Source organism: Methanosarcina sp. 2.H.A.1B.4, from assembly GCF_000979385.1.
In the GTDB taxonomy this organism is placed as follows: Archaea; Halobacteriota; Methanosarcinia; order Methanosarcinales; family Methanosarcinaceae; genus Methanosarcina.
On record NZ_JJOV01000080.1, the window covers coordinates 85,855 to 105,068 of the forward strand.

General features: G+C 41.3%; 18 protein-coding genes. 12 read left to right on the plus strand and 6 right to left on the minus strand.

What is annotated here, in order from left to right; genetic code table 11:
* Window positions 1–505 precede the first annotated feature (505 nt).
* The 4 genes from EO92_RS12485 (at window position 506) to EO92_RS12495 (ending at window position 2,462) form a co-directional block, all read left to right on the plus strand.
* Window positions 506–1,402, plus strand: coding sequence for a D-aminoacyl-tRNA deacylase (locus tag EO92_RS12485; RefSeq protein ID WP_048172015.1), 897 nt, complete (start codon window positions 506–508; stop codon window positions 1,400–1,402).
* Window positions 1,403–1,482: 80 nt separating this feature from the next.
* The gene (locus EO92_RS12490; RefSeq protein ID WP_048139399.1) at window positions 1,483–1,845 is read left to right on the plus strand and encodes a DUF3147 family protein; all 363 of its coding nucleotides are present in this window, start codon (window positions 1,483–1,485) and stop codon (window positions 1,843–1,845) included.
* Window positions 1,842–1,991 carry a hypothetical protein gene (locus tag EO92_RS17875; RefSeq protein WP_156165819.1) on the plus strand — a complete coding sequence of 50 codons (150 nt, stop codon included), beginning with the start codon at window positions 1,842–1,844 and terminating at the stop codon, window positions 1,989–1,991. Before EO92_RS12490 ends, EO92_RS17875 begins: the two co-directional genes overlap by 4 nt.
* A gap of 42 nt (window positions 1,992–2,033) precedes the next feature.
* Window positions 2,034–2,462 (plus strand): DUF3147 family protein, encoded by a 429-nt coding sequence (locus tag EO92_RS12495; RefSeq protein WP_082108111.1) that lies wholly within the window; start codon window positions 2,034–2,036, stop codon window positions 2,460–2,462.
* A gap of 85 nt (window positions 2,463–2,547) precedes the next feature.
* On the opposite strand, the gene EO92_RS18320 is transcribed toward EO92_RS12495, so the two are convergent.
* The 3 genes from EO92_RS18320 to EO92_RS12505 all read right to left on the minus strand — a co-directional run bounded on the left by EO92_RS18320 (window position 2,548) and on the right by EO92_RS12505 (window position 4,784).
* Complete coding sequence (locus EO92_RS18320) at window positions 2,548–2,709, minus strand: hypothetical protein (protein ID WP_200896780.1); 162 nt, start codon at window positions 2,707–2,709, stop codon at window positions 2,548–2,550.
* Window positions 2,710–2,888: 179 nt separating this feature from the next.
* Entirely contained in the window at window positions 2,889–4,295 is a 1,407-nt protein-coding gene (locus tag EO92_RS12500; RefSeq protein WP_048172017.1) for an MATE family efflux transporter, read from the minus strand.
* A 21-nt stretch (window positions 4,296–4,316) separates the two neighbouring features.
* Window positions 4,317–4,784 (minus strand): MarR family winged helix-turn-helix transcriptional regulator, encoded by a 468-nt coding sequence (locus EO92_RS12505; RefSeq protein ID WP_048172019.1) that lies wholly within the window; start codon window positions 4,782–4,784, stop codon window positions 4,317–4,319.
* 505 nt (window positions 4,785–5,289) lie between these two features.
* Between EO92_RS12505 and EO92_RS12510 the strand changes: the two genes are divergently transcribed.
* A complete protein-coding gene (locus EO92_RS12510; RefSeq protein ID WP_048172021.1) occupies window positions 5,290–6,492 on the plus strand; it encodes a hypothetical protein in 1,203 nt (400 codons plus the stop codon).
* Between the two features lie 224 nt (window positions 6,493–6,716).
* Here the strand turns inward: EO92_RS12510 and EO92_RS16770 are convergent, their stop codons facing one another.
* Both EO92_RS16770 and EO92_RS12520 read right to left on the minus strand, forming a co-directional pair.
* On the minus strand, window positions 6,717–7,577 hold the full coding sequence (locus EO92_RS16770) for a DUF2726 domain-containing protein (RefSeq protein WP_052734358.1): 861 nt from the start codon (window positions 7,575–7,577) through the stop codon (window positions 6,717–6,719).
* 367 nt (window positions 7,578–7,944) lie between these two features.
* On the minus strand, window positions 7,945–8,466 hold the full coding sequence (locus EO92_RS12520; protein WP_048172023.1) for a hypothetical protein: 522 nt from the start codon (window positions 8,464–8,466) through the stop codon (window positions 7,945–7,947).
* 1,067 nt (window positions 8,467–9,533) lie between these two features.
* Here EO92_RS12520 and EO92_RS12525 point away from each other — a divergent pair.
* The 4 genes from EO92_RS12525 to EO92_RS18625 all read left to right on the plus strand — a co-directional run bounded on the left by EO92_RS12525 (window position 9,534) and on the right by EO92_RS18625 (window position 15,368).
* Window positions 9,534–10,685, plus strand: coding sequence for a DUF2157 domain-containing protein (locus tag EO92_RS12525; RefSeq protein ID WP_048172024.1), 1,152 nt, complete (start codon window positions 9,534–9,536; stop codon window positions 10,683–10,685).
* A 103-nt stretch (window positions 10,686–10,788) separates the two neighbouring features.
* A complete protein-coding gene (locus EO92_RS12530) occupies window positions 10,789–11,364 on the plus strand; it encodes a GDYXXLXY domain-containing protein (RefSeq protein ID WP_048172025.1) in 576 nt (191 codons plus the stop codon).
* Between the two features lie 403 nt (window positions 11,365–11,767).
* Complete coding sequence (locus EO92_RS12535; protein ID WP_048172027.1) at window positions 11,768–12,256, plus strand: MarR family winged helix-turn-helix transcriptional regulator; 489 nt, start codon at window positions 11,768–11,770, stop codon at window positions 12,254–12,256.
* Between the two features lie 502 nt (window positions 12,257–12,758).
* Window positions 12,759–15,368, plus strand: a complete 2,610-nt coding sequence (locus tag EO92_RS18625; protein WP_052734359.1) for a hydrophobe/amphiphile efflux-3 (HAE3) family transporter — start codon at window positions 12,759–12,761, stop codon at window positions 15,366–15,368.
* A gap of 135 nt (window positions 15,369–15,503) precedes the next feature.
* On the opposite strand, the gene EO92_RS12545 is transcribed toward EO92_RS18625, so the two are convergent.
* Window positions 15,504–16,640, minus strand: coding sequence for an aldo/keto reductase (locus EO92_RS12545; protein ID WP_048172031.1), 1,137 nt, complete (start codon window positions 16,638–16,640; stop codon window positions 15,504–15,506).
* A 262-nt stretch (window positions 16,641–16,902) separates the two neighbouring features.
* Here EO92_RS12545 and EO92_RS12550 point away from each other — a divergent pair, with 262 nt between their 5' ends.
* From EO92_RS12550 to EO92_RS12560, 3 genes are all read left to right on the plus strand, one after another.
* Entirely contained in the window at window positions 16,903–17,262 is a 360-nt protein-coding gene (locus EO92_RS12550; protein ID WP_048172033.1) for a carboxymuconolactone decarboxylase family protein, read from the plus strand.
* Window positions 17,263–17,482: 220 nt separating this feature from the next.
* Complete coding sequence (locus EO92_RS12555) at window positions 17,483–18,031, plus strand: DUF6141 family protein (protein ID WP_048172034.1); 549 nt, start codon at window positions 17,483–17,485, stop codon at window positions 18,029–18,031.
* A 504-nt stretch (window positions 18,032–18,535) separates the two neighbouring features.
* Window positions 18,536–19,081: a DUF6141 family protein gene (locus tag EO92_RS12560; protein WP_235283325.1), complete on the plus strand. Its 546-nt coding sequence runs from the start codon at window positions 18,536–18,538 to the stop codon at window positions 19,079–19,081.
* Window positions 19,082–19,214 lie beyond the last annotated feature (133 nt).

Sequence of the window (19,214 nt, forward strand, 5' to 3'; positions counted from 1 at the left end):
TTTAATGTTAACTATTATATTATCCACAGTTTATATTTGCAATTTCTTAACTAATTCCAATGCAGTTTGTTGGCGCCTGGATGTGAAATTCACTCCCGTACCGTTTGAATCTAAATAATTAAGTTATGTTGTTTTTTTAATTATGTAGTTAATATATTATAACTGTTTTTATGTCACTTTGAGCAGGGTTATAATAAATTAATGATTTATTTCAACAGGTGGCGGCTTCTTATTTTTGTCAGGACAAAAAGGTTCTTTGGATCGCAGTTAGCATTCTCCAAAAAGGGAAACGGGACTTTTTCCCGGAGGTCAAAAACAAAACAGCAATTTTTTTGATTAGAGCCGGAATTTTGGGGTTGGTTTTATCTATCTTTACGAATTCTAAAGGCAATTGTTTCTGAACAAAAATGTTTCTGAACAAAAATGTTTCTGAACAAAATTGTTTCTGAACGAAAGTCCAGAATAAATCAGGATAAATTCAGAAGAAAACCGGACTGATCTGACAATGACAGATATAAGTAAGCCAGAGAATGTAAATAATTCAAAAATCACCATCATCTGTTCTGCCCCTGACCTTTCCAGCCAGAACATCAAAACTCATCTTTTGCGCCTGAGGGAATGGAAACCCCTTGAACTCCCGCCAGAATCCGGATTTTCAGCAGCCAGAGAATCAGCGGATGGAAAATTCAGGCTTGTAGATATTGAAGAAATCCATGTTTTTCAGGATAGACTTGATAAAAAACTCGAAGCTGCAGGGCTGCCAGCTTCCCTGATAATTTTCGCATCCAAACACAGGAGCAAAGAGGAAATCAATTCCCTTACCGTGCACTGTACTGGAAATTCCTCGGGTGAGGCCAGGCTCGGGGGCCTCCCGAAATCCCTTGCAGTCGCTTCCCCGGCTGCTATGAAATCGATCCTGAGCGAAATGAAACGGCTTGTCGGAGAAAAGGGGCTGAAGTACGAGGTAACTCTGGAAGTTACCCATCACGGTCCAACCGAACTCTCTGTACCCTCCATCTATGCCGAGATCGGCAGTACCGAAGTACAGTGGACAGATCCTGAAGCCGGAGAGGTTGCTGCAAAAGCTATTCTTGCAGTTTCCCTTGAAAAAGTGCCTGTAGCCGTCGGCTTCGGAGGTGGGCACTATGCCATGCGCCAGACAGGGCTTTTGCTTGAAACCGATATCTCTTTCGGCCACAACTTCCCCAAGTACCAGCTGGAATTCGCAGACGAAGCTCTCATCCGGCAGGCGGTTGAGAAATCAAATGCCGAATTTGCTTACTTTGACCGGAAATCCATGAAAAGTGAAGACAAAAAACGGATCTCCGAAATTCTGGAAAAACTCGGGTTAAAAGTTTTAAAAGAGTCTGAAATCCGGGAGAAGTACGGCAGGGAAGAATAAAGTTCATTGCATGGCATCCCAATATCCATGGGTATTCCAGTACCCATAAAGGTCATTCGGGTATCCGGGGCAGAAACATCATGTTTAACATTGATCCGTTTTCTTTATTCCTCCGCTTCCTGTTCGGAGGAAGCGCGGTTTTAGCTTCCACACTGATTGCCCGGACTTTCGGGGGCAGGCTCGGAGGAATCTTTGCTGCCTTTCCGGCAGTGTACCTGGCAGCAGTCATGGGCTTGAGCATGGAATATAAGGGTAGCGAACTGCTGTCTGTGACCGAGCAGCTTTCGAAAGGAGCATTGGTGGGAATGGCAGCAGACATCTGCTGTGCACTTGCCGCCAGCTACTTTATTCTCAGGTATGGATGGAAAACAGGCCTTGGACTTGCCCTTCTTTTCTGGGCGGTGCTTGCTCCGCTGATTTACCTCGCATGGTTCGGGTTTTGAAAAGAGAAATACAAATCAAGGGAAAAATATCAGGTAAAAACAATCAAGGAAAAAACAATCAAGGAAAAAACAATCAAGGAAAAAACAATCAAGGAAAAAACAATCAAGGAAAAAACAATCAAGGAAAAATATCAATCGAGGACTAAACCAATGGAAATCAAAACAAGTCCTGAATCACGAGGCAGCCCATGAAAGTTGATATCCGTGACCTGGGCCTGAGGTTCATCTTTGGGGGCCTGGCTGTCGCTGCCTGTTATGTTGTGCTCCAGCTCGTCCCTTCAAAATCTTTTGCAGGAATTTTTGCAGCTTTTCCTGCGGTAATGGCTGCAGCGATCATCATGGCCGGACACTTCGGAAGCTCCGAACAGGCTGCCGATATCGCCCTTGGAGCCAGTGCAGGGATGCTGGGCTGCACCATGTGCGTGCTCACTGCCTCCTTTTGCATGGAACATCTGAACCGGTGGGGTTTATCCCTGGTAATCGCCCTTGTAGTCTGGTTTGTTAGTTCTTATGCAGCAATTATGCTGATGCAGGGCTTTCTGGAAAAAAGAAAAGGAATGACGGGGAATCGGCCAGCAGGAAAACAGCCTCTTGAAAGTTCCGGAAAAAATCCCTGAATTAGAAATATTTCTTCGCGACTTATTTCCCGTACCCACTCCTTCCTGATTTATCCTTTTATAGCATTCTGTTGCTTTGCAGGAATTATTTTTTAAATATCATTGGCTCTCCGCAACATGTTATGTTGCCGGTACAGCAAGTATCAGTCGTGCAGCAGGTTTCTCCACATTCTTTCTCTACCTTAAGTTCGAACCCGCATTCTTCACAAACAAGAATCTGGCCTTCCTTCAATTCGCCGCAGTTCATTTCATGTTACCTCAATTTGCTTGATGTAAAAAATATGTAATTCAGGTTCAAACTGCTTTTGAAACAATGATTCTGAAGATTGTTCTATAAACTGAGAATCTTTTATGAATCTGAATCTAAAGGAAAAAAGAGGGGGGGGCGGAAGTATAACTCCTTTCTTCCTTTAAACGTACTAGACCTCACTCAACTCTGCTTGAAACTGCTATTTCTGACCCGGTCCCAGTTTTTGAAAAACCTGTGCGTTTTTTAAAACTCCTGTATACTCTGAAAAGCATCAGGCCGGAAAGGAGAAATGACAGGAGGTCCGAAGCTGGAAAAGCCGCCCAAACTCCAGCCAGCCCGTACAAACGGGGGAGGATGATCACAAGAGGGATCAGGAAGAGGAGCTGCCGGCTAAGGGAGAGAAGAAAAGAGGGCTTTGCCTTTCCCAGAGCCTGGAATAAGGTTGTTGTGACAACATTGATACCTATCAAAGGCAACCCGAGAACCATAATTACTACAGCGCTTTTTCCAACTGCCAGATATTCCGGATCAGCACTGAAAAGCCCGAGAAGTTGTTCCGGGAAGAGATAAATGATAAGCAGTCCAAGGAGCCCGAAAGCTGTTGTCGCTGCAAGAGACAATTTTACAGCTTCTACTATCCTCCCGAACTGCTTTGCTCCGTAATTAAACCCTACAATCGGTTGCAGGCCAAAGGACATACCCAGGAGGGGCAGGAAAATGAAGGCATTAATCTTCATTGTTATGCCAAAAACGGCAATTGCGACATCTCCTCCATAGTTTGCAAGGGCATTGTACACAAAAATCATCATGACACTGCTTGAGGCTTCCATCACAAAAGATCCAAGCCCAATAGCTCCGATTTCCTTTATAATCCCCAGGGATGGTTTCAACGTTTCTGCCCTGAAACGCACAGCTCCTTTTCCTTTAAGGCAGTATTGCAGGAGCCAGGCAGAACCCACTGCCTGGGATAGAACGGTTGCAATTGCAGCTCCCTGTACCCCCATCCCGAAGCCGAATATAAAAACCGGGTCAAGGAGAATATTGAGGCCGCCCCCTATCAGCATAGCGTTCATCGCAAGGCGGGCATTCCCTTCAGCTCTTACAATATTCTGAACTGAGATCCCGAAAACAAAAACAATTCCTCCTGCAATTATAATTTCAAGATAATCTCTGGCATAGGGAAGGATTCCGGGCGTCGCACCGAAGGCTTTCAGAATCGGGTCAAGGTAAAGAAGGCAGGGAATTGCAATAAGCACACTGAGGATCAGGCTCAGGGAAAACACATTTCCAAGGACTCTCTCAGCTCTTTCCGTTTCTCGTGCTCCGAGAGCTCGCGAGATAATGGAAGAGCCCCCTGTCCCAAGAACAATCCCGAAAGCCATAATTATCATCTGGACTGGAAAGGCTATGGAAAGCCCACCTATGGCCTGGACACTCTCTGCTCCATAGGCCCATCCTACAAAAAGGGTATCGACAACATTATAGAGAGCCTGCACCAGCATTCCGATGATCACAGGAGTTGAAAGCTTAAACAGGAGCTTCCGTATATTCTCTGTACCCAGAAAATCACTTTTTTCATCCATATTTTGTGCTCTTTCTCGTTTTTACTTCATGTCCTCCGGCCCATCAGGACACGGAGGTTCGAATCCCGGTTCAAGGAGATTAAATACAGCCTTCTGGATCAACCGCCTGAAAATTTCTTTTTCTTCCGGGGTGAAATCCGAAAGGAGAGTATCGACAAATGAAATCAGCTTTTCAAGGACAACGCCTCTTATTTCCTTTCCTTTTTCAGTGAGGTAAACTTTGTAAGCACGGAGGTCATCTTTGTCCCTTCGCCTGTACACGTATCCTTCTTTTTCCAGGCTCTGAATCGCCCTTGTGCTTGTTGCTTTGCTCACTTTAAGAATTTTTGCAAGGGTTTCCTGAGAGATACCGTCTCTGTGGTATAAAACCATTAAAAAATCAAATTGTCCGCTTCCGATCCGGTAAGCTTCGAGTTCTTTTGCCATGTATGCCAGGTGGCTCCGGTAAATGTGGGCGATCGAGCCGCAGATTTCTCTTGGGTCTTCCATAATTTTACTCTCCCTTTTATTATCCCTTTTTTGAAGCTGAGAAGCTTGTTTTGAGATCAAGGCGATTTGAAGTATAGTTTCATGTGAAACTAATATGACGCCCTCAAGGTTTTTGATACCTATAAAAGTTACGGGTGAAACTAAAAAGAGCAGTAATTCTTTAGGAGTACGAAGTCAGTAGTTTTACAAGTAATAATGGCTAATTTTCTACCCTAGTAAAAGATACGTCTGTTTCTTTTCTAATTTACTTTGCCAATTATCGCTAAAGTCGTAAGAGCAATATATTAAGGTACCACTACTGGAAACGCTTTCCAATTCTTAGTCTCGTTTCCAGATTTTTGAAATATATACGCGCATGCGCATATTATCGTGTGCTTGCGTATTATACATGCGCATATGTATGCCTTCTCTTTGGGAGTTGGATAATCGCATATCGGAACATATAAAAACTTCTATAACTTTGACACAGTAAGTACCATTAAATCGATAATCTAAGTTGAGAATGATGATTGACAGAGAATATATTAAGAAAAATATCAATCTGATTTTTGACGTTGAAACTTTGAATATAAGGAATAATAAGCTCTTCCATTATGTGGAAACATCTAGTGACGTAAACACAGAAAAAAAAGGCAGTTCTGGAGCATATACTCCTCGTTATTCTGCTCGGCCTCCATTTGTAGACATGCAGTTAAATCCAAATGGTAATTGGGAGCTTCAATGGGAAACATACACAAATTTGAAGAAATTGTATAACAAAGTAGAGCACCTTCCGGGATGTAGAAAGGTGTTCTTAGACATTCTTGAAAAGAAATTGTCAAACCTAGGTGCTATTTCTGTCTCTACTCATATTGACTCTCGAACCAAAATCCCCATAGCTCATGAACTTCACAGTAGTGCCTCTTTAGCATTCTATTTTTTGTTGAAAATAGATTGTAAGAATGCAATTATTGGAGCATTAGAAAAGAAATTAAATGAAAATATGATTCAAGATACAGTTGAAGATATTAATACGGGAGAATATGTAGATATTGAAATCTATAATTGTGAAAACGATATAGAAGGATTGTTTAGGTCTGTATTAAGATTCATGCATCTTGAACCTATCTGTTTTAGTGAGCAGCTTCTTAACTTTCTAAATAGAACCGCATACAACTGTTTAGGAACATCATCAGATCTAGGAAAACAGTTTATTGAAGAGATTATTTTTTTGAATTATAATCGACTAATCGATGAACTTAAAGATTCTAATGAAGAGATTAACATTCATAAGGAACAGGTAATAGAATTGATTTCAAGATATGGATTTCCTCAAGATATGGAGAGATTTTTACTTGAGATTGATGAGTTACCTGACTTGTCCAAATGGCAGTCAGTCAATAGTGGTATGATAGGGAATCTAAGGTCTTTTTTTGAGGCACTAGTAAGGAGTATTGCCGATAAAATCTCCACTAAAACTGGAGTAGAGTGTCCAAAGCCCCAAGGAAACGAAACGGAAATTGGAATTAAAAGAAAATATATTAAAGAGCAATTGGAACTGTCGGGGGCAGATAATAAATTAATAGATTCTTTTGTGACTATTCTTCATAAAGAAGGCGGTCATACCTTCGTTTCCGAGAGAAAATATTTTGTAATGACTAAAAACATTGGTATAGAAATAGCCTATTTTTTGTTATCGATATACGAAGAAAAATTTGAAAAATCTTGAATATATGATGAGCTTATCCCAAAAGCCATTTACTTCCATTTAGTAACAATTTTCTATAATCATTTTCAAGATCAGGAACTCTCTCAAGAATTCTGGATATAAGATTCGAGAAGTAAATCCTTAGTTTTGGGATCATCTCGATTATTAGGGTATACACCACAATTCTCATTTATGCAGAAAAGTCCATATTTACAGGCATCTGCAAAGCATTTCTTGTACGTACGTTATTCTATCAATTGGATGTTATAAGAACATAGGTCATGTTGTTTAATAAAATCTCTTTGCATTTTTAAGATTTCATCATAAGCGTAAGTGTGAATATTATTCCCTTCAAGATATTTTTTAAATTTCTTATATATATTATAATCTGAAATTTCCTTCGAAATATCATGTGCTGTTATTGGAAAGTATCTTATTGATAGACACTCCACCAAACTAGCTATGTACTTATCATTTGAGAGTTTTAGTGTTGATAGAGTAGCGTAGGATTTACTGCCTTTAGAACGTCCACATATATACTTTATTACTTCATCACAACATAAACCTCTACCATAGGCATTTCTAATAAATGCTCTATAACGGACAACTGGATCATAACCAATTACGTTAAACCACATCCAAGGTTCATCTTGAGGAATTTCTCCTTTGTCTTGTGCAGCATAGAAAAGTTCCTGTAGAAAGTAAAGTTCAGTAATCCAACTCAATATTGTTGGAAATTTTCCTATTTTCTCAAAATACTCTGATGTTATCCGTAAAAGAGGAAAGCCAAATTTACGACAAATATTGTTCTTTAACTCATCCCTACGAATTGCTGATGCATCGGATTTATGCTGTGATCCATCAAATTCAACGGCGAATTTTGGCATATAATCATTATCTGTGACTACGAAATCAAAGTGTGCCATTAATGCATACTTATACTCGTTGTCTGATAGTCCAGTGTTTCCTATTTCCAGAACATCTGCAACTCTAGTTTTTGTAAATATCCTAGCTTCGTATTCTTTTGCAATATCATTCAATATTTCATGAGTTCTTTCTTCTTGCTTATTTTCTATTCTTTTTCGGCGGTTATTTCCAATTTCCATTATATTTTGTTATGAAGCAAGTAACGTAAATGCTTTTTGATTTTTTTCTATCTGCTTTCGGATTTGACATATCACGCACAAGCGTATTATGAAGTAATCAATAAGCCATTAAGAAGCAGAAACTTAATCGTGATACAATATTTTCTGAAAGATGAAAGCTCCATCCTAGCTGCAGGCAGTAAACCGGGAAGATCTTGACCTATTCTACATCTACGTGGAGGGCTATCTGGGAAAGTATCCTGATAGTACCACCGCAAAATGTGTACTTGACTTCATTGGGAAATGATTGTTCTGTATAGAAAAAAATACACATCAAGAAGAAACTGATCGATCACAATTTTAGATTCTATGATTAACTGCTATTGTATCAACCATACATATGCGCATCTTCTTCGTTTCTTCTCAAAATCTTCTCGACATCCTTTTCGCTCAATCTTTTTCTTATCTTTTTTTCTCCATAATAAATTACTACTTCAATAGGTGGGGCTTTTTCCAAAAATTCGCCCATCTCTAATCCAGCAGATCCATCAATACCTGCTCCCGAAAACTTCCGTGCAGCAACTAAGTTTTTTCTTTCACCAGCATGAAGGTTAAATTTAGCTTCACCCAGCACATTTCCTTTTTCGGTTGGATACAAAGTGAGTGAATCCATTTTTTTGAAAGTAACTAAACCCTCGCAGTTTTGAGCATCTCTTTTTCCTTTGTTAAGAACTTCTACTTGTATTCCAGAAATAGAATGCTTCCATTCTTTATCCCCTTCTTTTACACCACTTATTCCCGGAACAATCGACTTGATATATATTATGACTCTGTCAACATAAAGATTATATAAACCTACAAAGCCTAATAAAGATACCAAAAAAGAAGCTATAGTTAAATCAATCATCATTTAACCCCCCATTTCAACTTGTCATAGGAGATTAATCTTTTCCGTTTTCCAATACATCCAACTCTTTCTTGGTTTTGTGTTGTTGAAAGTAGGGCAATGATATCATGTTTTGTCCTCAACCCGTTTTCTAAGTTCGAAACCAATTCTTCGAATTCACGAGATATCTTAAACATGTCTTGTTCACTGTTTTTGTTTGTTTTTCCAGGTATTTACTCTAAAGTTTTGTTTTTAAGAAAAGGCGTAAAGTGCAGCTGATATACAAGACCTGAATCAGCTTATGGACTTATTAGGTCAACCACACAATACAAGATCTACTGTATAACATTGTATATAAGTTAACATATAAAACTTTTTTGCTTAAAAAAGCCTGAAAAATGCTCTATTCTGCAAAAGAACACTTCAAAAAAAATATTTATAATAATTTATTAAATAATAATTAAAATTATAATAAAATGAAAACTTCGAATTGAGAACGAAAAGCTCTTTTTATCGAAGCCCTTCAAATCCCAAATACATCTGCATTCGCTTTTTTGTTCGCTTATAATATTAAGCACCATGACGAAGCTTACCAAACCCTGTATGATTCCTACAATGATGAAGCAAGCGAGTTGGAAGAATAGACAGCACCCTCGCTTGTGATCCCGATCATGTCTCTGACTGCTATTGTTCCGCACAAAATAATCATGGCGAGAGAAATTATGAGAATTAGTGAACCGATAATTTTAATGATTGGGATGTTTGAAAATATACTATTTAAACTGGACTCAAGCTTCATATTAAAAAATTAGCACAGATATGCTAATTGGTTACAAAAGAAGTAATATTCTTCAAGTTTCAGGGCAGTGTGCCTAATTTTCTGTAAAATCACAAATCTCAAGAAGTTTCTGGGACGAAAATACAGCTTCAGAAGAACTTACTTTCATACCGTGAGGAAAAATTTAACTTAGAATTTACAGAACTTTCGGCATACTGTCTTTTTCCAGACAAAGGCACAATTTTTGCGACGAATAGATACTGCAATAAATATATTAAAAAGACATAAATATAACATGCTAATATGTTAGAATATGTTCGATGAAGACCTTATCCTGAAATGGCTGGATGAAGGCACCATTGATCACGCCCAGGCAGAAAAGATGAGGGGAGACCTTGCGGAGTATAACAGGGAACGCAGGTCAAAAAAACAAATCATTGCCTTTTCGACCATAGGGGCGATTTTAATCGGGATCGGTGCCATTCTGTTTGTGGCTTCCAACTGGGAAAAAATCGGGGATACTGTCAAGGTTTTGCTGCTTGTTGGAAGTACAGTGGGCATACATTATGCGGGTTATCTTTTAAAATACGAGAAACAGAAATACCCCCGACTGGGTTCTGCCCTGATTTTACTCTCAGCCCTGCTCTTTGGAGCCAGCTTCTTTTTAATTGCCCAGATTTACAATATCAACGCCAACAACAGTACCCTTGTCCTTATCTGGGTCCTTGGAATTTTTCCACTGGTCTACGGCTACCGGTCCGCTCCAATTGCCGGGCTTTGTTCCCTGCTCTTTTATCTCTGGATTAGCCTTCTGTACCTGGAAAGGACTGACCTTAATAAATTGATTAACATCTGGGACCTCTACCTCATATCAGGCATTTCCATCTATTTTATAGGGGTTTTGCACGGGCTGGCAGAAAAAGTAAAACATGCTGAAACCGCGTTTAAGTTTATGGGGCTGCAGGCAGTACTCTTTGCATTATTCGTACACACCTTCGAGCTTGGGGAATACCAGGTTGAAAAAATCGTTCCTGTGGTTTACGCCATCTCAGGAATTCTTTTCCTTGCAGTCCTGCTCCCAAAACCACTCCGAGAAAGGCTTAAAGGTTTTCAGGCAGATGTGAGCATATCCATAGTTGCATTTTTAATGGCAGGGATCACCCTCACAACAATATACAGCCCTGCATCGGAAAAAATTTACATGATTTTTTTCAATATTATCTTCCTCGGACTTTTGACCTTGCTCCTGTATGCCGGGTACAGCACCGAAAATATAGGGGTCGTAAATACCACTATGTTCTGGTTTGTCCTCCTTATTTTTGCGAGATATTTTGACTTCTTCTGGGAACTGCTTCCAAGATCACTCTTTTTCATGCTTGGAGGGCTTGTCCTGCTGGTCATAAGTGTTGTTCTGGAAAGAAAAAGAAGGGAATTGAAGGTCCAGTTTTCAGGAGGGGAACAATGACAGGAACAATGACAGGAACAATGACAGGAACAATGAAAAGCAGCTGTTTGAGATTAAAGGGCTATGAAACTATGGCTCTTTCAGGAGCAGGGAGGGTTTGGGAATGAATCCGAAGAAGATTTTTTACCTCACAATAGTCTTCTGGCTCCTGATCTTTTCGGGCTTTATCCTGTACAAAGAATATACCCTGAGAACCGGGACAGAAGTCGTACTTAAAACCGAACCTGTAGACCCGAGGGACCTTTTCAGGGGAGACTACGTGACCCTTAATTACGAGATCAGTACCCTGGACCTGGAAGTGGTTCCAGCCGAAGATCCTTATTTTAACTATAATGACCGGATATACCTGGCACTTGCACTGGAAGACGGGTACGGAGTGCCAAAAAAAGTGTACAGGAATCCGCCAGAGGATGGGCTTTACATCAAAGGCACAGTAAAAGAACTGATCTACGACTGGGAAGAAGATGAAGACGGCATTATAACAGAAGAACCCCAAATTAAAGAACTCAGAGTTGAGTACGGTATTGAGAGTTATTTTGTCCCCGAAGGCAGGGGGCTAGAGATAGAAAGTCAACAGTGGACCGGGGAAGAAGGAGTCGATGTAAAGGTTGTTGTTGACAAATATGGAAATGCCGTAATTAAGAGCTTATTGATTGACGGAAAAGAGGTTGAAATTTAACTCAGGGAGCGCGGAGACATAGCGGGAAGTCCCCTTCTTCGCCTTCATCAGAAAATAGGTGGGGGTAGTTCACGGAGGCGTGTAAGAAATTAAAATTCCTTAACAACCTGTATTTCAGGCAGAGACTTTTTTATAAATCTATCTGACTATATTTTTACCACATTCATTTTTTGAATGTTTAATGAGGTTTTTATAAATATTCGATAAACTTAAATATCATATAATTAATTTGTTGTAAATATCAATTATTTATAATTGAATTAGTTATGGCTGTCAAACAGTATGTTTTCATTATATGAAACTAAAGTAGATCCTCAGACGCTTACAGACCGACGCTGTAATCTGGCTATGGTATCCATGCATCTGTACTCTGCAGTTACATGTATGGCGTCCTGGAGGAAGCATGTTAGATGATCAACAAATAAGAGAAATCAGGCTGTTGATGCTTGAAAGGACAGTACTTTTCAACAAATTGTTCGAAAGAAACGTCTATCAAAAAATATCCCAGGCCAGATTGGACGAACTCGAAAAACTCAGCAAACAACAGCCTCTTGCTATCATAATAATTGGCACGGCAGGAGAAATAATTCCTTCATATCTCGGCCTGTGCATGAATCTGGACAGGAGCAGCCTCTCAAGGATGATAGATTCCCTGGAGAATAAAGATATTGTCAGGAGAAGAATAGACCCAAATGACCGCAGAAGAGTTCCGGTATCCCTTACTGAGAAAGGGAAAAGGTACTATGAGATCCTGAACAAGAAAATGGAAGAAGTTGACGCTTTTCTAATGGGACATCTTGAGGAACAGGACATCAAAGATTATGAAGAATGCCTTAAAACAGAGGTGCGGATCATGAAGAAAATCGATTCCGTAAAGGAGGCAGGAAATTGATCCTGGAAAGAATAAATCCCGAAAGAACGGATTCAAGCATTAGGTCCTATATGACGGATTCTCCTGATAAAACATTTACAGAACTCTGTCCCCTGCACCCGGGGATCTGAGCAAGCAGTTTTTCAGGGGGTCCTATGAAAAGTATCCTTACCTGATTATTAGAGATAACTGCTAATCTAAGCCGGATTTCCTCAGTAGACATCAAGATACCAGGAAAATTTTTTGAATAATTTTCATGGAGAAATCAGTTTTGACTAGCTGTGGCTGTGGATTTTTCCTGAAAAACTGCTGATGGTGCTTATGATCTTCCAGTAAAATCTGAATTCCACAAAATTTGAGAATTCCAGTGAGACCTGAGAGTCCAGGTAAAATCTGTCAAAAATAAAGATTGTTCAGAAACAAAAAGAGTAAATGCAGCCTGTAAGGGGGTACTGCCATAAAAAACATATTCGAAAAATTAGGGGTTTTCATCCAGAGTAACCGCCCAACTATAATTGCCGTCATGTTTCTTCTGATCCTGCTGTCCCTTGAAGGGGCACAGATGATTGAGATGGCGTCAGGGACGGAAACTTTTGTCTCCAAAGGCACGCAACTGTACAAAGATTATGATCACCTTTTCAAGAAAAACTTCCAGACCGAGAACATTATAGTGATGGTTGAGGGAACCGAGGTCAAATCTTCAGCCGTTATGAAAGCCGCAGATAGGCTGGAACATAATATGCTGACCGTCCCGGGAGTTCTGTCTGTCACAAGCCCTGCTACCCTGATAAAGCAAATCAATTACAAAGTCTCCGGAAGGGCAAAAGTCCCGGATTCAGATCGGGAAGTCCAGGATATACTTAATATCCAGCCAGGAATGTTCGAATCTCTCATGCCTGACGATACTCATATGGTCCTCGTGATCAAAGTCGCAGGCAGTTCAACTGACCAGCAGAGGGGAGACATCCTTAATACCCTGGACATTTCCCTGAAAGAAGCCGGTTTTCCTCCTGGCTATGGCCTCATTGTTACTGGTTCCCCCGCCCTGAGACTTGATATTAACAAAGAGATAAGCCAGAGCATGGGCATCCTGCTCGGGATAGCTTCCCTCTTGATGATTGTCGTGCTCCTCCTGGTCTTCAGGCATGTAAGATGGGGGCTGCTTCCTTTACCGGTTGTGCTGCTGGGAGTCCTTTTTACTTTCGGGCTTATGGGATATGCCGGAGTGCCCATGACAATGGTATCTATGGCAGCTTTTCCTGTCCTGATAGGATTGGGGATTGACTATGCTATCCAGTTCCATAACAGGATGGAAGAGGAAATCCGTGCTGGAAAAAGTTCAGGAAAAGCCCTTGTCCTCACCATAAAACACACAGGTCCTGCCGTCTTGATAGCCCTGGCAATGACTGCTCTTGGCTTTATCCCCCTTTTTACCTCCACCATACCCATGATCCAGGATTTTGGGAAATTGCTCCTGATAGGGGTTGTCATGTGTTACATCTCTGCGCTCTTTTTCGGACTGGTAATCCTTTACAGCTTCGACTGGATTTCCAGGACGAATCCATTTGGACTGTTTAAGAAGAAAAAAGAAGAACTCGATACCGAAATTGATCCTTCCAATTCTTCCGCGGCAAAGGTGCAGAAGGCCCAAGCTCTTGAAAGATTCCTTATGAAAGTCGCCGACTTTGCCATAGAACATTCACGGGTCATCCTGGTGATTTCCCTGCTTACATGTTTTATTGGGATTTATGTAGACCAGGCAATCCCTATCCAGACCGACATTATTACCGATCAAAGTGTGACGATGATCGACATAATCAGTGCCCTTGCAAGTGGGAGGGTATTTATGATAATGTTTGGAATTTTTTTAGGACTGGTAGCCCTTTACAGCTTCTACTGGATTTCCAGGAAGAACCCCTTCGGGTTGTTTAATAAGAAAGACGAAAAAATCGAAACCGAAACCGATCCTTCCAATTCTCCAGTGGCAGAAGTCCAGAAAGCCAAAGCCCTTGAAAGAGCCCTTATAAAGATCGCCGACTTTACCATAGAACATTCACGGATCATCCTGGTGATTTCCCTGCTTACATGTTTTGCTGGGATTTATGCAGACCAGTCAGTCCCTATCCAGACCGACACAAATACTTTCATTCCCCAAGACATGCCTTCCCTTGTAAATTATAAACAAATGCAGGACCTGATTTCCGGAACCGGAGACCATCTAAACATTATTCTTAAAGTAAAGGATAACAGTGACCCGGAAGTTCTGAAGTGGATGGATGAGTTTAGCCAGTATGAAGTTAAAAACCGAGGGCATGTGTACGAGGCTACGAGTATTGTAGACCTTTTAAAGGAAAAAAACGGCGGTACCATACCCGAAACCTCTGAAGAAATACGGAAAATATACGGGGAAATCCCGGAAAGCCAGAAAAAAGGATACATACAGGGCAGCCAGTTGCTGACAATTGACCTTGATATAGGGCAGGCCATGGAGAACCTCGAGATAACAGGCATTAAAGAACTGCGGGATATTGTAGGGGAAGACTTACAGTGGCTGCAGCCGCCCCCCGAAGTTACTGTCATTATTACCGGTCAAAGTGTGGCGATGATTGATATCATCAGTGCCCTTACAAGCGGGAGGGTCTTTATGACCATGCTTGGAATAGTGCTGGTGTTACTCGGGCTGCTTGTGGTTTATAGGGACTACGTAAAAGCGCTCTCCCCGATCGTCCCCATGTTTATTGTAGTGGGCTGGTCAGGCCTCGTCATGTCCGGGCTGGGCCTTTCATACACGCCAATGACCGCGGTGCTTGGAGCCCTGATCCTGGGTGTGGGGTCCGAATATTCTATCCTGATGATGGAACGCTACTTTGAGGAAAAGGAAAACGGCCTGGACCCTGTGGAAGCAATCAACCAGGCGATGACAACCACCGGATCAGCTCTGATAGCTTCGGGAGCTACAACGGTTTTTGGGTTTTCAGCCCTTATTTTCTCCCCCTTCCCCATCCTGAGCAATTTCGGGCTTGTTACGGTCATTGATGTTTTCCTGGCAATCTTCGTCACCTTCGTGGTCTTCCCACCCCTGATTGTGATGATGGACACTCACAGGGAGAAGAAAAAAGCAGGAATAGACTGAGAAAAGGATGAAAACCATGGGAGCGGCTCAGGGATCCTATGCCTTTTTTCAACTCTTTTTTCTTTTTGACAGACGGGATCAAGCCTTGTACGGTGCGTGAAAAGAAAGAACGTCAAAAAATTGGGGGTCTGCTCTTCACCCCTCCATAAACTCCTTTACTTCCTTCAACATCTCTCTTATCTTAATATTCTGCGGGCAAACCTCCTCACATTCCCCACACTCAACGCAGTTCCTTGCCTTTTCCTCAGGTGACAGAAGGACCCCATACTGGAACCTGGCATTCTCCACATCATCAAGCATATAAACGTCATTCAAATAACTGAGGTTCCGCGGGATATTTACTCCCGATGGGCAGGGCATGCAGTATTTGCAGCCGGTGCAGTTGACCTTTGTCCGGGTTCTGTAGATCTCCTTAACTTCTGCGATCAGGCTTTTTTCCTCGGCTGAAAGGGAATTGGGGTACCCTTCTTCTGCAATTTTCAGGTTTTCTTTCAGGTGCTCCGGTTCCGACATCCCGCTCAGGACAACACTGATTTCGGGATAGTCCCAGAGGTAGCGAAAAGCCCATTCTGCCGGGCTTCTTTTAGTCCCGGCTCCGGCCCATACCTTCCGGGCTGCTTCCGGGACTTTTGATGCCAGATTCCCTCCCCTCAAAGGTTCCATGATAACGACGGCAAGCCCCTTTTCAGCCGCATATTTCAGGCCCTCGACTCCTGCCTGGTAGTCCTCATCAAGGAAATTGAACTGGATCTGGCAGAGCGCCCAGGGGTAGGCGTCCACGACTTCCTTGAAAACGTCCAGCTCGTCGTGGAAGGAAAAACCGGTGTATTTGATTTTTCCGGCTGCAAGGGCTGAGTCCAGGAATTCGATAATGCCGAGTTCCTTTAGTTTTTCCCAGTAACTCTTTTTTACGGCGTGCAGGAGGTAGAAGTCGATGCAGTCCGTACGGAGCTTTTCAAGCTGCTCGTTTAAGAAATGGTCCATGTCCTCCCTGGTCTTCACGCGCTTGCAGGAAAGCTTGGTTGCAAGGAGGACTTTTTCCCGGTAGCCATTGGCAAGGGCTTTTCCTAGAAATACCTCGCCCATCCCGCTGTGATAGGAATATGCCGAATCAACGTAATTTACCCCGTGGTCAATGGCGTAGCGGAGGAGTTCGGTTGCTTTCTTTTCGTCTATTTTTTCAGGCGCCCCCTCGAGAACAGGAAGCCTCATGCAGCCGTAGCCGAGAATAGAGACCTTTTCGCCTGTTTTTCCTAATTTACGGTACAGCATTTTTTACCTCTTACAATCGTGTCTATCCAGAAATATGGGGTTAATGGGTCTAAACCTTTGCTGCCTGAGTTGCGGATCGGGATCACAGGAAATCGGAGATTTCATGGGAGTTGCGATGTAATCGCAACAGTACGCTGTCCGTTTCGCTGCGCTCAAGAGGACTATTTTATGGGTTTTAGTAGTTAGTTTTTCTCAAGCTGATCAGAAACACTGTTAAGAGATACTGTTATATCCGATCCTTGCCTATCACATATCGATAATTATGGGGAAGAATATTCACGAAATCAAAGAAGTAAAGGGCTTTTTGCCCAGGTCTGTTGTTTATGCTGAAAAGATAAATGAGGATTTTGGTGAAGGGCTTGCAGGCTTTTACAAAGCTATCTGGGCTGAAAGGGAAGGCGGGCTTTCCATGAAACAGAAGCATCTGATGGTCTTTGCTATCGCCTGCTCCAACAACAACACGGAAAGCGCAGTCAAGATCCTGGAAAGGCTTCATAAATTCGGAGCTACAAGGGCTGAGATCTCAGACACCATGATGATGGCTGCCTGGACCGGCGGGATTCAGAATTTCACGGATTTCAGTGCAGCTGTACTGAAGGAAATGGAGAAACTGGGTTATTAAAAAGCCATATTTCTCTACTTTTTTATTTCTCTACTTTTTTAGAATCCTTTTTAAATCAGTTTGTCGTTTTAGTTGTTATAATTCCTACGTAGGTTTATTCTCATGGGAGTATACAATATTTCACTCCTGGAATACTTTCTATAAATTTTCTATCATATTTCATAAAACTCTCCTGTAGATTCCATAAAATATTGAAGACATATTCGGAGACCGGCAAAAAATGTACTGCACAACTGAAGGAATTAGCAGGATACGTAATCCAGTTCTCTTTAGAGAAGTCCAGAAGATGGATCAGGTGTGGATCAGGCTTGTTGTTGGTATTCCGGTATTTTTTTCCTGGTACGGTGCCTACCAGCAGCTCTTTCTCGGGAAACCTTTTGGGAACAATCCTGCTCCTGACTGGATGATGCTTGTCTTACTGCTGGTTTTCGGGGTTCTTTTCCCTCTTTTATTCTATTCCCTCAAAATGATCACCGAAGTCAGGAAAGATGGCCTGTATGTCCGCTTTTACCCTTTTCATTTTTCTTTCAGATCCTTTCCTTTCGAGACTATCCAGAGTTACGAAATCATAACCTACAACCCAATCAGGGATTACGGAGGTTGGGGGATACGCTACGGGTTAAAAGGGACTGCATACAATGCAAAGGGTAACAGGGGAGTGCTTTTTGAATTTGCGGAAGGGAGCAAAGTAAAAAAGCTGATGATTGGATCTCAGGTCCCGGAAAGACTTTCCGAAGCTATTAACAGGGCAATAAAAAAGCAGACTTAAAGGATAATTCTGCCAGTTTTTCAGGCTTTTAACTCTGGGAGCACGGAGGAACAGCTTGAAGTACCCTTACTCGGAGGGCATCAACCTGACAGGTGGGGGATGAAAGTACTTCAAAAACAGTTTTAATTTTATTATATATAAAATTTTCCAGAATGTTTTTGTATTTAACATTTTATCCCAGATTTACTTTAAGCATTTTATCACTATAGTTAATTTTTGATCATTAATTGTATTTTTAAATTAAATCTGATATAATATTCCTATTTTTTTCGGAAGGTTTATTTACTCTGTTTTAGTAGATAAAAATAAAAAGATTTTCAATTAATTGACTTTTAAAGTCAAAAATATTATCAAGCAGACATTTACTTATTAAATCAGTTTCTTTAAAAAGCATGTCTTCGGATTAAGGTACGACATGTATTTTCTGTGAGGTTACTAAAGTAGGTGTAAGGTGCCTGTTTCGTATAATAAGAGCATTGCCTGATAAGTTCTGTAAGGAATGCGTTGATCAGTGTATGTGTCTGGTTAGTTCATACTATAAAGGGAGGGATTGTCACGGTACATCCGGAAACAGGTTTGATTTTTAGAGAAGTACAGGATCTGCACAATAACGTTTTTTTGGTTTCTGTCCTCTATCCTGCCCTTCTGCTCTGGTACGTCGGGATCTACAGCCTGGTCTTCGGAAAACCTGCAGGGGTTCAGAATATCCCTGACCTCTACATATTAGCTCTCTGGTTTGTCTTTGGGGTATTTTTTCCTCTTTTGTTCCACTGTACAAAACATATAACCGAAGTTAGAAGGGACGGAATCTATATCCGTTTAATACCTCTGAATACCTCATTTAAGAAAATCCCTATTTATGTGGTTGAAGATTGCAGGATTCAGGCATATGACCCTTTTATCGGAAAGAATTGCAAAGATACGACTTTTTCCAGGAGAGCAAATTTCTTTGTAATCCTGAAACTCATAACCGGGAAAAGAGTAGTTATCAGCTCTAAGAATCCAAAAGAACTCCATCAGGCGATTGTGTCTGCCGTGGCCAGCTTTTGATCAAAGACTAAAGGATTGTGGGATTATAATGGAACTCTTTTACAGAAAGAGAATTATCATTTTTTGAGATGTGACGTAAAGAAGCCCATACATTGACTATAGAATGGTTACATTCGAAACTATAGCCGGGTAT

Bases quoted from the DNA above. Each gene is read 5' to 3' on its own strand.
- EO92_RS12485 (WP_048172015.1), top strand. From the start codon at position 506: ATGACAGATATAAGTAAGCCAGAGAATGTAAATAATTCAAAAATCACC.
- EO92_RS12490 (WP_048139399.1), top strand. From the start codon at position 1,483: ATGTTTAACATTGATCCGTTTTCTTTATTCCTCCGCTTCCTGTTCGGA.
- EO92_RS12495 (WP_082108111.1), top strand. From the start codon at position 2,034: ATGAAAGTTGATATCCGTGACCTGGGCCTGAGGTTCATCTTTGGGGGC.
- EO92_RS18320 (WP_200896780.1), bottom strand. From the start codon at position 2,709: ATGAACTGCGGCGAATTGAAGGAAGGCCAGATTCTTGTTTGTGAAGAA.
- EO92_RS12500 (WP_048172017.1), bottom strand. From the start codon at position 4,295: ATGGATGAAAAAAGTGATTTTCTGGGTACAGAGAATATACGGAAGCTC.
- EO92_RS12505 (WP_048172019.1), bottom strand. From the start codon at position 4,784: ATGGAAGACCCAAGAGAAATCTGCGGCTCGATCGCCCACATTTACCGG.
- EO92_RS12510 (WP_048172021.1), top strand. From the start codon at position 5,290: ATGATTGACAGAGAATATATTAAGAAAAATATCAATCTGATTTTTGAC.
- EO92_RS16770 (WP_052734358.1), bottom strand. From the start codon at position 7,577: ATGGAAATTGGAAATAACCGCCGAAAAAGAATAGAAAATAAGCAAGAA.
- EO92_RS12520 (WP_048172023.1), bottom strand. From the start codon at position 8,466: ATGATGATTGATTTAACTATAGCTTCTTTTTTGGTATCTTTATTAGGC.
- EO92_RS12525 (WP_048172024.1), top strand. From the start codon at position 9,534: ATGTTCGATGAAGACCTTATCCTGAAATGGCTGGATGAAGGCACCATT.
- EO92_RS12530 (WP_048172025.1), top strand. From the start codon at position 10,789: ATGAATCCGAAGAAGATTTTTTACCTCACAATAGTCTTCTGGCTCCTG.
- EO92_RS12535 (WP_048172027.1), top strand. From the start codon at position 11,768: ATGTTAGATGATCAACAAATAAGAGAAATCAGGCTGTTGATGCTTGAA.
- EO92_RS18625 (WP_052734359.1), top strand. From the start codon at position 12,759: ATGTTTCTTCTGATCCTGCTGTCCCTTGAAGGGGCACAGATGATTGAG.
- EO92_RS12545 (WP_048172031.1), bottom strand. From the start codon at position 16,640: ATGCTGTACCGTAAATTAGGAAAAACAGGCGAAAAGGTCTCTATTCTC.
- EO92_RS12550 (WP_048172033.1), top strand. From the start codon at position 16,903: ATGGGGAAGAATATTCACGAAATCAAAGAAGTAAAGGGCTTTTTGCCC.
- EO92_RS12555 (WP_048172034.1), top strand. From the start codon at position 17,483: ATGTACTGCACAACTGAAGGAATTAGCAGGATACGTAATCCAGTTCTC.